The sequence below is a fragment of the Bacillus sp. CZDM1 genome (assembly GCF_055502545.1).
In genome coordinates this window covers 83,579-95,716 of sequence record NZ_JBUESO010000013.1, presented here as the reverse complement: position 1 = coordinate 95,716, position 12,138 = coordinate 83,579, and the positions used below count along the sequence as shown (strand labels likewise).

The 12,138-nt window shown below is 36.9% G+C and carries 13 protein-coding genes; 5 read left to right on the top strand and 8 right to left on the bottom strand.

The genetic code is table 11. The features are described 5' to 3' along the window. Nucleotides 1-392 precede the first annotated feature (392 nt). The 5 genes from ACY3XC_RS23430 to ACY3XC_RS23410 all read left to right on the top strand — a co-directional run bounded on the left by ACY3XC_RS23430 (nucleotide 393) and on the right by ACY3XC_RS23410 (nucleotide 6,826). Nucleotides 393-1,040: a GntR family transcriptional regulator gene (locus ACY3XC_RS23430; protein ID WP_464870709.1), complete on the top strand. Its 648-nt coding sequence runs from the start codon at nucleotides 393-395 to the stop codon at nucleotides 1,038-1,040. Between the two features lie 213 nt (nucleotides 1,041-1,253). Continuing rightward, nucleotides 1,254-2,369, top strand: coding sequence for a M20 metallopeptidase family protein (locus ACY3XC_RS23425; protein WP_464870708.1), 1,116 nt, complete (start codon nucleotides 1,254-1,256; stop codon nucleotides 2,367-2,369). Nucleotides 2,370-2,442: 73 nt separating this feature from the next. After that, nucleotides 2,443-3,708, top strand: a complete 1,266-nt coding sequence (locus ACY3XC_RS23420) for an MFS transporter (RefSeq protein ID WP_464870707.1) — start codon at nucleotides 2,443-2,445, stop codon at nucleotides 3,706-3,708. 81 nt (nucleotides 3,709-3,789) lie between these two features. Then, nucleotides 3,790-5,034, top strand: coding sequence for a M20 metallopeptidase family protein (locus tag ACY3XC_RS23415; RefSeq protein ID WP_464870706.1), 1,245 nt, complete (start codon nucleotides 3,790-3,792; stop codon nucleotides 5,032-5,034). Nucleotides 5,035-5,140: 106 nt separating this feature from the next. Continuing rightward, nucleotides 5,141-6,826 (top strand): family 20 glycosylhydrolase, encoded by a 1,686-nt coding sequence (locus tag ACY3XC_RS23410; protein ID WP_464870705.1) that lies wholly within the window; start codon nucleotides 5,141-5,143, stop codon nucleotides 6,824-6,826. A 351-nt stretch (nucleotides 6,827-7,177) separates the two neighbouring features. On the opposite strand, the gene ACY3XC_RS23405 is transcribed toward ACY3XC_RS23410, so the two are convergent. The 8 genes from ACY3XC_RS23405 to ACY3XC_RS23370 all read right to left on the bottom strand — a co-directional run bounded on the left by ACY3XC_RS23405 (nucleotide 7,178) and on the right by ACY3XC_RS23370 (nucleotide 12,109). Beyond that, nucleotides 7,178-8,113 (bottom strand): 3-hydroxyacyl-CoA dehydrogenase family protein, encoded by a 936-nt coding sequence (locus ACY3XC_RS23405; protein WP_464870704.1) that lies wholly within the window; start codon nucleotides 8,111-8,113, stop codon nucleotides 7,178-7,180. Between the two features lie 107 nt (nucleotides 8,114-8,220). Next, nucleotides 8,221-8,529, bottom strand: coding sequence for a hypothetical protein (locus ACY3XC_RS23400; RefSeq protein WP_464870703.1), 309 nt, complete (start codon nucleotides 8,527-8,529; stop codon nucleotides 8,221-8,223). After that, nucleotides 8,468-8,680, bottom strand: coding sequence for a hypothetical protein (locus tag ACY3XC_RS23395; RefSeq protein ID WP_464870702.1), 213 nt, complete (start codon nucleotides 8,678-8,680; stop codon nucleotides 8,468-8,470). The genes ACY3XC_RS23400 and ACY3XC_RS23395 overlap by 62 nt, the downstream gene beginning before the upstream one ends. A gap of 36 nt (nucleotides 8,681-8,716) precedes the next feature. Continuing rightward, nucleotides 8,717-9,421: a response regulator transcription factor gene (locus tag ACY3XC_RS23390; RefSeq protein WP_464870701.1), complete on the bottom strand. Its 705-nt coding sequence runs from the start codon at nucleotides 9,419-9,421 to the stop codon at nucleotides 8,717-8,719. A gap of 100 nt (nucleotides 9,422-9,521) precedes the next feature. Continuing rightward, nucleotides 9,522-10,457 (bottom strand): c-type cytochrome, encoded by a 936-nt coding sequence (locus ACY3XC_RS23385; RefSeq protein WP_464870700.1) that lies wholly within the window; start codon nucleotides 10,455-10,457, stop codon nucleotides 9,522-9,524. Between the two features lie 684 nt (nucleotides 10,458-11,141). Next, complete coding sequence (locus ACY3XC_RS23380; protein ID WP_464870699.1) at nucleotides 11,142-11,402, bottom strand: hypothetical protein; 261 nt, start codon at nucleotides 11,400-11,402, stop codon at nucleotides 11,142-11,144. Further along, entirely contained in the window at nucleotides 11,395-11,982 is a 588-nt protein-coding gene (locus tag ACY3XC_RS23375) for a conserved phage C-terminal domain-containing protein (RefSeq protein ID WP_464870698.1), read from the bottom strand. Before ACY3XC_RS23375 ends, ACY3XC_RS23380 begins: the two co-directional genes overlap by 8 nt. Further along, a complete protein-coding gene (locus ACY3XC_RS23370; protein WP_464870697.1) occupies nucleotides 11,957-12,109 on the bottom strand; it encodes a hypothetical protein in 153 nt (50 codons plus the stop codon). Before ACY3XC_RS23370 ends, ACY3XC_RS23375 begins: the two co-directional genes overlap by 26 nt. Nucleotides 12,110-12,138 lie beyond the last annotated feature (29 nt).

Sequence of the window (12,138 nt, the reverse complement as noted above, 5' to 3'; positions counted from 1 at the left end):
CTCACTTTCCAATTCAAAAAGTATTATTGAATGATGATTAACACCAGACAAGAACCGGTTTTATCTATCACTCTCAAGTTAAGATTATAATAAATAATTATCTATTTGGCAACGCAAAAGACGAATAATATATCACCCTTTTGATTAAATGTTCGCCAACTGCCAATAAATAGTAGATAAGTACGTAATTTCAAGTTGTGTTGAATGCGTTTTCACGAACAATGATACAAAAGAACAAAGGTAGCTAGGGCGTCATATTTAATATTTCCTAATGTAAGTTTTTGTATCATCTTTAGCTAAAAAAAATAACTCGGGCTACTAATACAAAAAAAAATAAATATAATTTAATGACTTGTATTAAAATTATATATAAAAAGTATTGGGGTTATTGTATGAATGACTATTTATCGTTAAAAGATCATGTATATAAATACATCGTTGAGCAGATTAATAACGGGAATTTGATTGCTGGCAGCAAGGTCAATGAAAACGCGATTGGTGAAAGTTTGAAAGTCAGCAGGACACCCGTAAGAGAGGCGCTCATACAGCTTTCTTCAGAGGGGATATTAGAAAATGTCCCAAGAAAGGGCTTCGTGATAAAAAAGCTTTCAACGGAAGAAGCAAAAGAAAACTACTTTATCATTGGTGCATTGGATGGCTTGGCTGCTACATTAGCCGCTCCGCTTTTAACGGAGAAACACATGAGAGAAATGGAGTTCTATATTCAGAGTATTGATCTAGCAATAAATACAGAGAATTTCGAAATGTATCATAAAATGCAGGAAGCTTTCCATGGTGTCTATCTATCGGTCTGTCCCAACAAAAACCTCGTAGACCTGCTGTTACAATATAAAAAGAAGTTTTTAAAAAACTTTGTTGCCGCTGATCAGACGGAATGGTTAAAGAAGGCTCTTTTAGAAACAAATAATGAGCACAGAAAGATGATGGAACTAATAAGAAACGGCGATTTTGCTGATTTAGAAAGGTTCATGAGAGACGTGCATTGGAATATTAACAAAGGAGAAGTAATCCCTTTGTAAGATTAGAAATATTAACTAACACAATGAAGAATTATTCTGTCTTTCTGAAGACAGAATATTTTTTTTATTGAAAACAATAAAATATATAATATATAATATACATTATTCACAAAAAATTAATAATTTCAGTTTTAAAAAATCAAAATTAGATAACTGAGGAAAAATAGATCAGTAAAGTAAGACAACGAATTTATTTATAGGGAGTTAGATTGTATGGAAAATAAAAACTTTGAATTAGCGAAACAATTACGTCATGAATTGCATCAACATCCAGAACTCTCAAATGAGGAAGTATGGACAAAACAACATTTAATGAACTTTTTGAAAACGAATACAAAATTAGAAATTATTGACAAGGGCACTTGGTTCTACGCTGCCTACCGTACAGGTCAAGATAAAAAGAACCTAGCGTTTCGTGCGGATTATGATGCTCTTCCGATGGATGAAAGCATTGATCTCCCACATGGTTCCCAATTCACTGGAAAGGCCCATAAATGCGGGCATGATGGCCACGCAGCAACATTAGCCGGATTTGCTCTTGAAATCGATCAAAAAGGCGCCGATAAAAACATCTTTTTCCTCTTCCAGCCAGCTGAGGAAACAGGAGATGGTGCTATCCAATGTATCGATCTAATCAAGGAAGAGAACATCGACGAAATTTTCGGATACCACAACATGAGCGGCTTCCCTTTTAAGTCTGTAAATGTCATTAATGGAACAGCTCACTTTGCATCTAAAGGAATGACCATTCATCTAGAAGGTGCTCCTGCTCATGCAAGTCAGCCTGAGGATGGGAGAAATCCTTCTTTTGCTATTGCCAACGTGATTAGTGCAATTCCTGAATTCATTTCACCTGATAAAAACAAGGGACTCATACTCTGTACTGTGGTTCAGGTCGCCATTGGAGAAAGAGCCTTCGGTTTATCTGCTAGTAAAGGTGACTTACTCTTAACCATTCGTGCTTTATACGAAGATGAATTGGATAAACTACAAAAAAATCTTGAAGATTTGGCTAAAGCGCAAGCAAAGGAATATGGTTTGGAGGTTAGCTTCTCTTACAACGATGAGTTCCCAGAAACGGTAAATCATAAAGAAAGTTCTGATAAGATCCGTCAGGCTGCCAAAGCAAAGGGCATGCAGTTACTTGAAATGAAAGAAGCTTTACGCGGCTCCGAGGACTATGGCCACTATACGAAGTTGACAAAGGGGTCATACTGCTACATTGGTAATGGGGAAAACTATCCTCAAGTTCATACGTATGAGTACGATTTCCGTGATGAACTTATTGAAACAGGAGTTGAGCTTTTCAAAGGACTCGCTGAACTGTAGGGTTTCTATTTTACTATTCAGTGAATGAAGTAGGACAGGCTTACTAAAACAAAGGAAAACGGGGGTATATGATATGAATAAAAAAGGCGGTATTTTTTACGGATGGTGGATATTGATAGCATGCTTCATGATTATGACCTTTTTATATGCTCCTATTGCAAACTTAATCTCACTATTTACTAAGCCTGTTACAGAAGAGCTTGGATTTGGAAGAGCTGAGTTTACCTCGTATTACACGATAATGGCTACAACGGCAATGATTACAGCTCCAATAGCTGGCAGATTAATGAAAAAAATGAATATTAATTTGTATATGACTATATTTACCATTATTGGTGCAGGGGCATATGTAGGGTTTTCATTTGCAACCGAACTCACTCATTTTCTAATATTTGCAGTACCAATGGGTATGGCCCTAGCAGGGGCTGGATTAATTCCTGTCTCCGTTCTTATAACAAATTGGTTTAATGCAAAACGCGGCTTAAGCTTAGGGATTGCCTTATCAGGAACTGGTTTCGGCGCAATGATTCTCAGTCCTTTAGTTACTTGGATCATATCCGCATACGGATGGAGAACGGCTTACTTAACGATTGGGATCTTAATAGCGGCAGTTCTCGTTCCAATGATCCTCTTTGTTATAAAATTAAGCCCAGCTGATAAAGGGCTATTACCACTAGGCGAAGAAAAAACTTCAAGTAGTACACCTAAGAAAGCATTAGTCGGATTAACTCAAAAGGAAGCATTCAAGTCCGTATCATTTTGGGCTCTTTGCTTAGGGATTGTTGTAGGGGGAATTGTTGTTAATAGTATGATTCTTCACTTGGTCCCTTATTTAACGGATATTGGTACCCCGCCCCAACGAGCTGCACTACTATTATCCTTGGCTGCATCGATGGTAATCGTTGCCAAACTATTAGTCGGAAGACTATATGACAAGTTAGGATTAATTAAAACTCTGACCTTTATCGTAGCATCAGATATCATATGTTTTCTATTTTTAATGAAAGGAAACTTATTAATCCCTGGCATCCTTTATACCGTATTTGCTGCATTAGGCTCAACAGCTGTTACGGTAACACCCGCCTATCTTACAGCAGCCCTTTTTGGGGAGAAAGATTACAGCGCAAAATATGGAATAGTTGCTTTATTTACATCATTAGGTGCGGCTATAGCCCCAATAGTATCAGGATTAATTTATAATATTAATCATTCCTATGGATTACTTATAAACATATTAATTGGACTTGCAATCGTGGAGTTTTTATTATTATTCATTGCAATTAAAACGAAACCAAAGGCTTCTTCGGATATGGATATTGAACAAAAAGAAGCCGTGTAACATCGATGATATTCTAAAATGATAACGATACTCTGCCTTTATGGCAGGGTATTTCTTCAAATGAAAGGAAGGAGCAGTATAATGACTACTACTGTAACAAATATGGTTAATTTTTTTGAGGAATCAAAGAAGTATGAAGAACAAATCATTAAAGATCGTCGTTATTTACACCAATACCCAGAGATTGGTTTTGATCTTCCCAACACTCAAAAATACATTCGAGAACGTTTGGATGAAATGGGGATTGAAAATAAGCCATGCGGTGTTGTTCCTGAAGAAATTACAAAGAAATATCTGAAAGCAGGATTTTCCGAACAAAAAAATTGTACAGGCGTTGTGGCTACTATTGGCACTGGTGAGCCTTGTATCCTCCTTCGTGCCGATATGGATGCCCTGCCGCTTGAAGAAGAATATGAATCCGAATATAAATCGAAGAATCTTGGAAAAATGCATGCCTGCGGTCATGACTCCCATGTCGCCATGCTATTAGGCGCTGCCCAAATGTTAAAGGATCATGAAGATAAACTACAAGGAACCGTTAAATTAATGTTTCAACCCGGTGAAGAATGGGGCTATGGTTCTAAATTAATGATTGATGATGGGTTACTAGAAAATCCTAAGGTGGATGCAGGGTTTGGTATACACATTATGCCTGACCAAGAAGCTGGCATGTTATCCGTACACAAAGGAACATTAACTCAAGCCATGGATACGTATATTGTCGAGATTCAAGGGAATGGCGGGCATAGTTCACAACCACATAAAACCATTGATGCGAATATGATTATGAATCAATTATATACAAGTTTAAACTTATTATATACGCGTGAAGTGGATCCACGAGCCAACGTGACCTTCTCAATCGGGGCAATGAGCGGTGGTACTGTGACAAATATTATCCCTGATAAAGCAGTTTTACAAGGAAATATGCGCAGCTTTGACCAACAATCCAGAGATCATATGTGCAGCCGAATTCCAGAAATGATTGATCATGTAGTGAAAGCATGGCGTGGAGAATATAATATTGTTGATTTCCATACACCCACTACCCATAATGACGCAGAATTTATTGATGAAATTATGCCTGCATTAGAAGCGGTTATGGGGAAAGAAAATATTACCGATTATGGGGCATTAAGCGGTTCAGAAGATTTCTCTCATATCTCTCAAGCCGTTCCTTCTGCATTTGTTGTTTTAGGCACTGGTAAAGAAGGAGAGCCGCCTGTTCACAATCCTCGCATGTACCAGAATGAAGATATTTTCAAATATGGTGCTGCCTTACACGCCAATGTTGCGATGGAATGGCTAAAAGCTCAAAGTAAATAAAAGTTATACCAACAAGTACAGAATCAAGTTAAACTAAGTAAAGAGCGAAGTATTTATACTTCATTCTTTACTTTTTATATTTTTATGAAAGAGGAGAGGTGTCGAAATGGAAAGGGAAAATCCTAATATTCAAAAGAAATCTAATTTAACAGGTGAGGAATTAGCCATTCTAGCATTACCCATCATTCAATCATATAAAGTAGACTCAAAACCTTATCTATGGACTATGGATGAATCAACTAGATTTGTTATTCCAAATACAGAAGAATACTTAAAGAATTCAAGACTTAAAGAGGTTGTCGAATTGGTATCGGCTGAGTTTTTAGAAAAGAATATCCCTGCCAATTTAGAAATTAATAAACTATATGCCGAAGCAGCAGAAATAGGGCCTCAAGATATCGTTATCACTTTAGATAAAAACCGTTCAATTTCAAAAAATAGTAATAGTGAAGAAGCTTACAAAATTGAAATTGGGGCTGAGGGAGTAAAAATAGTTGCTGCATCAGAAAATGCTGCTATGTATGCATTACGGACAATACAACAACTCATGATTACGAATAAAAATAGTTTAGTTTATGGAACGGTCATGGATTATCCCGATTTACCAGAACGCCGTGTTCATGTTGATATCGGTAGAAAATTTATGTCAAAAGATTGGATTATTCAACATATAAGAGAATTATCTTACATAAAACTGAATACATTGCAGCTTCACTTTTCAGAAAACCTGGGATTTAGGATTGAAAGTGATGTGGATCCGGCAATTGTTTCACAAAATGGATATTTGAAAAAGGCAGAAATAAAGGAAATTCTAACCGAAGCAAAAAAATATGGAATAAATGTCATACCTTCTTTAGATACACCGGGACATGTTGAACATATATTAAAAGTCCATCCGGAATTTGGACAAGTGAATAAAAACGGCAATAAAAGTAAAGTAGCAATGGATGTAATAAATACTGAAGCTATTGATTATATAAAAAGCCTTTATAATGAGTATATGGAACTATTTGAAGGTTTTACAGATTTTCATATAGGCGCTGACGAATATATGGAATTCGATAGACCGCCATTTACCTCTGATTATAAGGAAGTTTTAAATGACTATGCACATGAAACACTTGGAGAAGGCTTTACATGGAAAGATGTAATCGCTAATTATATTAACATAATAGCAGCCCATGTATATGATGGCGGGTTTAAACCAAGAATTTTTAATGATGGCATTTATTATGGAGAAAATGATTTAAATGAGCCAAAGCAGCAAATACAAATGCATGATTTTATTGGCATAGATTTCTGGTCCCAAATGAGTTGGAATCCAAGTATTGCAAACCTTCATACATTCATAGAAAAGGGACATAAAGATATTTATAATCTAAATGCAGGTTATTTTTATTACGTATTGAGAAATGATATGCCAATGGATGGACGTAAACAACATTCATTTGATTTCTTAAATCAAGATGAAAGAATATACAATGATTGGACACCAGGAAAATTTGATCAAAATACAGTTGACGATCATTCAGATTTTATTAAAGGAGCCGCTTTATCTATCTGGAATGATAATCCAGACATCGTGCGAGAAGACCAGATAACTGAAGATATCGCCAAAGAATTGCGTTCCTTAGCAACAAAATCCTGGAATACTAAAAGTAATGAAGTAACGGACTTTCATACATTTGTAGAAAACCACCAAAGATTAGGAAATGTTGCTGGATTTGAAAAAGGCAGTAAATTACCTGAAATCCAACCTGTATCACCTATAGGTGACGTTAGCATTAAGTGACAATAGGTGGACATGGGTGTGGACATGGGGACGGTTCTTATGGTTTAAATAAAGCTATTTATTGCCACAAGAACCGTCCCTGCGGTCCCAAGATTTTCGTGTTGGGTTAAGTATTCATAAGCGGAGAATTTCCAGCTATTGTATATAGAGCAAGCCTTAGAAGGTGATATAAGCGGAGATATTCCGGTTAACTGCTTTAAATAAGACAAAATCCAATGATTTGGATACCATAAGCGGAAAAACTCCGCTTATTATGAAGGAAATATGGGTATTTCCCAATTTAAACGGAAATTCTCCGCTTATTTTCTAAACACAGTGAAATCAACATTCAGTTTTAACAGGCCTAAAGATTTATGTGTTCTTTATTTTTGCTAATCGAACAAAACTTTCATCTCTTCGATTAATTTTCTGTTGAACTTCTTCATGGTCTGTATATGTAAATAACCCACTACCTGTTTTGGTTCCTAGATTTCCACCTTGAACTTTTTCCTCAACAAATGCTGGAACCTTTACCTCTTTTGATAATTCTGGGGCAAGATTCTCCACTACACTTTTCCATATGTCAAGTCCTCCAAAATCAGCTGTTTCTAATGGACCAATAAAAGCCCATCTGAATCCTGGACCATCTGTAATAGCTAAATCAATATCCTCCGGAGAAGTAATCCCTTCATCTAATAAATAAAAAGCTTCACGGACTAGTGCTGCTTGCAAGCGATTGGCAATGAAACCAGGGATATCCTTTTTCAGAACTACTGGTTTTTTCCCGATACTTTTCAGTACTTCTACAGTTCGGTCAATCATTTCTTGTGATGTATCAGGTCCCTTCACCACTTCCACTAACGGAACAATCTGTGCTGGATTAAAGAAGTGGGTGATAATTAATCGGTCTTTCTTCTGAATCCCTTCCGATAATTTTCTTAGTGAAAATGTTGAAGTATTGGAAGCAATAACGGTATCATCCTCGATCAATTCTTCCAATTGTTTGAACAAGCTAAATTTAATATCTAAATTCTCAGAAGCAGCTTCGGTAACAAAGGACGTATTCTTAACCGCCTCTTCTAAATTAGTCGTTGTAAAAATATGGGACAGTGCGCTTTCTTTATCCTTTTCGCCAATAACCCCCTCATCAATTAGCATATTTAAATTCGTTGAAATTCTGGTGACCGCGTTGGATAAAAATTCAGCTTTTATATCATATAAAAAAACATCATATCCTGCCTGTGCATAAAGTTGAGCAATTCCATGCCCCATTGTGCCTGCACCTAATACAGTAACTTTTTCAGTCATCAGTATCCCACCTTGGTCAATATTTTATTAATCTATTTTTTATTTTACTATAAATCTGTTAAACTCTATTATTGCATGATTCATCAATCCGATATCCTACATTTTCATCAAAATGGTAAGTTCTCATCATCATCCCGCCATTCAGAAACAATCGGCTTTTCTTGCGTATCGACTTTCCCCATTAATTCTCTACTGAGAACGCGCTTAACTGGTAGAACCCTATCGAACTTCTCCTCATACAGATCACGAATCCATACTTTTACAGGTGCTTTCCATTGCTGATTAGGTGCAGGGATATTTTTAATTAAACTCTTTGGTGTCATCCCTAACTCCTTAGCCATTTGTATATCAGTCTCATTCAACCGGCATCGTTTTTTGGCCTCTGCCCAAGCTTGTGAATTCTTTTTTGTTGCCATCACCATATCCTCCTGCTGCATTGCCGTTCTCCAAGCCATCAATCACTGACCTTTCCTCAATGGCTCTTTCTTTTCCTCTTGTGTCTGATTTTAAATCTTCTACTAAGAAACATCCTTCTGGAAAATGCTTACGAACTTCAGACCATTTCATTCACATGCAACTCCGGTTCATTCTGTAAGCATTTCTCTAACCTACAGTTGCAAACTTATAGCCAATCCCTCTTAATGTTACGATAAAGGGATAATCTGTATACTCCTCGATTTTTTCTCTTAAATTTTTGATATGGACATCTACTGTTCGTTCATTGATTATCTTTTCATTCTTTTTATATATGGTATTGATGATTTGTTCCCGTGAAAAAATTTGATCTGGGTGGGTCATAAATAGATAAAGCAATCTATACTCGAAATGGGTTAAATCAAGTACTTCATCGTGGAATTTCACGACTCCCCTTAATGGTTTAATCGTTAATCCTTTATAGCTAAGTTTACTGCAACGATTGGCGGTTCTTCGTAAAACCGTTTCAATTCTAACCGATAATTCCTCTAAATTAAATGGTTTACCAACGTAGTCATCGGCCCCTTGTTTCAGTCCAACGATTCTATCCTGCTCCGTATTATTAGAAGATACAATAATGATTGGTACGTTACTGTCTAATTCGTAACGCATCCACGAGCATATTTCTAGTCCATCCATATCAGGAAGAGATGTTTCTAGAAGCACAAAACAAGGATCATGTTTTAAGTACATTTCACGAGCTGATTGTCCATCAGCCGCCTCCAATATTTCAAAACCTTGCATGGTCATATGAAATCTTAACACCGCTCTATTTTCCCTATTGCTATCTATAATTAAAATGGTCTTACCTCTTAATTTTTTATTTTCCAACATCTTCAGCCCCTTGCCTCTATTATAGTGATAAGAGGAGTTTCACAAAAGGTAGTGTTTTATATAGAAAAACGACCCGCTGTTAACGGGTCATTACCTCTTATTAATTTTCCGTATCCTTTTTCCCTGCAAGTGTTTCATAGGCTGCATCATCCGGTGCATCGCCTTTCGGCCAGTCATAAATTTTATCAGGAAAATCTGGTCTAGCCATAGAGTTAATATATGCTGCGATATTCATCGCTTCTTCATCTGTGAATGAACCTGCTTCATAACCACCCATCGGTGCTTTAGGCATATATTTTTTTATAAATCCTCCTGCTGTTCTTACACGAGCCATACCCGCACCAATGTTATAGGATTTTTCTCCCCATAGAGGAAGTCCTGAGGCACCTCCTTCTCCACCTTCACCATGACAGGTAATGCAAGCTTTATTGTAAAGTTCTCTACCGGCCTCCACATCTAACATAGCTAGATCACCTTCCGCTTTTGGCATTTTAGCCCAAGGTCTTTCTTTCGTACCATCTGGAACATTGGTTGAAATAAAATTATAATAAGCAACCATTGCTTTCATTTCCTGGCTATCTAATGGAAGCGGTTTTCCATTCATACTTCTTTTAAAACAACCGTTAATACGGTCTTCGATTGTAACCTCTTTCCCAGCACGAGGATTGTATTGAGGATAAGTTTTTGAAATACCTACTAGGTCAAGCGAAGAACCAACTCCACCATCCGCATGACAGCTGGCGCAGCTTAGATTGTTCCCTACATAACCATCCAAAACCATGTTTGTTTCGTTATGTTCTCTGAGCCCTAATTTGATTAATTCCCCTTCTTCCCCTTCTGGAATATCGTCCAGACTAGGAGGTAAATAAGGATGGTCTTGTTTGGTTTCTGTTTGTTCTCCAGGCATTGATGAGGATGCCGCAGAACTCACCTCCGGTTGCCCCTTTGAATCTAGTACAAATAAGAAGAATACAGTAAACCCAAGCGCAATCGTGGCAACAATGGCGGCAACGGAAGAGATAAAAAGTTTATTCATGTTTAAGCTCCTCTCCATATCGGGGGACTTCTCATTAGAGAAGATTTTCCGAATTGTTTTTACAAACCCATTATCAAAAAGATTTGTTAAGATTCGGTTAAGTAAAATTGAGCATTTCGTGAACATGGGGTACAGGAGAGGAGAGTTCACCAATTGGACAAAAAGTGGCCCCTTTGTCCGAATCCAAGTAAGAAAAACCTATCGACACCTTCAAAAGCTTTCCACCATTTTTACTAGATTCCTTTCTCGACAATATTCTTCCTGCTAAATAGGATTAATCACAGGTTTGACAGCATTTAAAGGCTTTCTAATCAATCGTTTAGTTAAAACCAAATTAACTAATTAAACGTTTAATTAAATACCGCCAAAACTCTTTTAACAAAAGTTTTTTAGCTGTTTTTAAGAGAATTAATTGTCGTTTTAATGTTGTGGTTGTTAAGAATTATCTTCAAAACTGACAATAGAAACTTACAAAATGCATATTTTAACAAATAGAAACAAATTTTATACTAACTAATCGATTGATTGAAAGTGCAGTAAACCCTTTTAAATCAGGCTTGTTACCCGTTTCCTTGAAAAATTTATTGTCGAGGAAAACTCTTATTTTTCTACTATCGGTGAAACGATTTTAGAACAAATCTAAGAGCCTAAAATATTCAGGGAATGACGTGGCCGGTTTACTCCCTACCAATCTTCCCCTGCAGTCAAATCTAATACAAATCCACGAGGGATATCCCGCCCACCCGATAAATTCTGGACCAAATCACTAATCTTTGGCGGATGTGGTGAATCTACCACAAATTTCAGTAGATTCTCATGCACTTTATCATACGAATATTTCTGCAGGACCATATGCCAGGCATCCAGCTTCTGTTGATCAAAATGAAACTTTTCATAATAGACTTGAATAAGTACCATCAACGTATAAATCTCTTTCTTATTCATCTAGATTAAAATCCTCCTCAGTCATTCTCTTCTTACCTTCCTGCTGATTGAGATAAGCTTCAAATTTGGTCCCAAACAATGTTTCCGGCCGCAGGAACTTATTCCAAACGGGATCAGACTGCCAATCTGCAGACTTTAAATCAATGACTCTAGTAAAATCCTCATGCGTAAAACCTTCTCCATATCTGGCATGAATCTGTTCCCTCGTTTTAATAGAATTTAGTTTAAAGTTCTTTCCCGTCTTCTCATTCAAATAGCCAATAATTTCAGCATAGGTAATCACCTTTTTCACGGAAGAATTGACTGCGGATTCCTTCATCTTTTCCGAATCTTCCTCAGGTGCTATTTCCTCTTTAGGAGCAGCTTGGCTCTCCCCCAGGCTGTCTTCAAACTCCTGCAATTTTTCATAGTCAATGCTGTACCATGTCTTATCCATTTTCATCTGGTTCCAATTTTCAGACAGAAGTAATCCTAGCATTTCTAACGAGCGAATCGTCCGCTTAATCGTGCTCACTGACCAAAATGGCAGCTGCTTCTGCCACTCTTCATATGTATTATAAACCCAAGTTTCTCCCCTCAATTTTATGCTTGCTGATTCCAAGCCAATAATGGATTTGCTGCAATACCACTGCCTCATTTAAACCAATCTTATCTGCCAAACTAGGAATAATCATTACGGGGCTTTCATTGATTAATAACCTACTCATCTGAACCTCTCCTCTATTGAACTTTTTAT

Bases quoted from the DNA above. Each gene is read 5' to 3' on its own strand.
- ACY3XC_RS23400 (WP_464870703.1), bottom strand. From the start codon at position 8,529: ATGGCAACAAAAAAGAATTCACAAGCTTGGGCAGAGGCCAAAAAACGA.
- ACY3XC_RS23425 (WP_464870708.1), top strand. From the start codon at position 1,254: ATGGAAAATAAAAACTTTGAATTAGCGAAACAATTACGTCATGAATTG.
- ACY3XC_RS23380 (WP_464870699.1), bottom strand. From the start codon at position 11,402: ATGAATAAGAAAGAGATTTATACGTTGATGGTACTTATTCAAGTCTAT.
- ACY3XC_RS23420 (WP_464870707.1), top strand. From the start codon at position 2,443: ATGAATAAAAAAGGCGGTATTTTTTACGGATGGTGGATATTGATAGCA.
- ACY3XC_RS23370 (WP_464870697.1), bottom strand. From the start codon at position 12,109: ATGAGTAGGTTATTAATCAATGAAAGCCCCGTAATGATTATTCCTAGT.
- ACY3XC_RS23405 (WP_464870704.1), bottom strand. From the start codon at position 8,113: ATGACTGAAAAAGTTACTGTATTAGGTGCAGGCACAATGGGGCATGGA.
- ACY3XC_RS23395 (WP_464870702.1), bottom strand. From the start codon at position 8,680: ATGAAATGGTCTGAAGTTCGTAAGCATTTTCCAGAAGGATGTTTCTTA.
- ACY3XC_RS23430 (WP_464870709.1), top strand. From the start codon at position 393: ATGAATGACTATTTATCGTTAAAAGATCATGTATATAAATACATCGTT.
- ACY3XC_RS23385 (WP_464870700.1), bottom strand. From the start codon at position 10,457: ATGAATAAACTTTTTATCTCTTCCGTTGCCGCCATTGTTGCCACGATT.
- ACY3XC_RS23410 (WP_464870705.1), top strand. From the start codon at position 5,141: ATGGAAAGGGAAAATCCTAATATTCAAAAGAAATCTAATTTAACAGGT.
- ACY3XC_RS23415 (WP_464870706.1), top strand. From the start codon at position 3,790: ATGACTACTACTGTAACAAATATGGTTAATTTTTTTGAGGAATCAAAG.
- ACY3XC_RS23390 (WP_464870701.1), bottom strand. From the start codon at position 9,421: ATGTTGGAAAATAAAAAATTAAGAGGTAAGACCATTTTAATTATAGAT.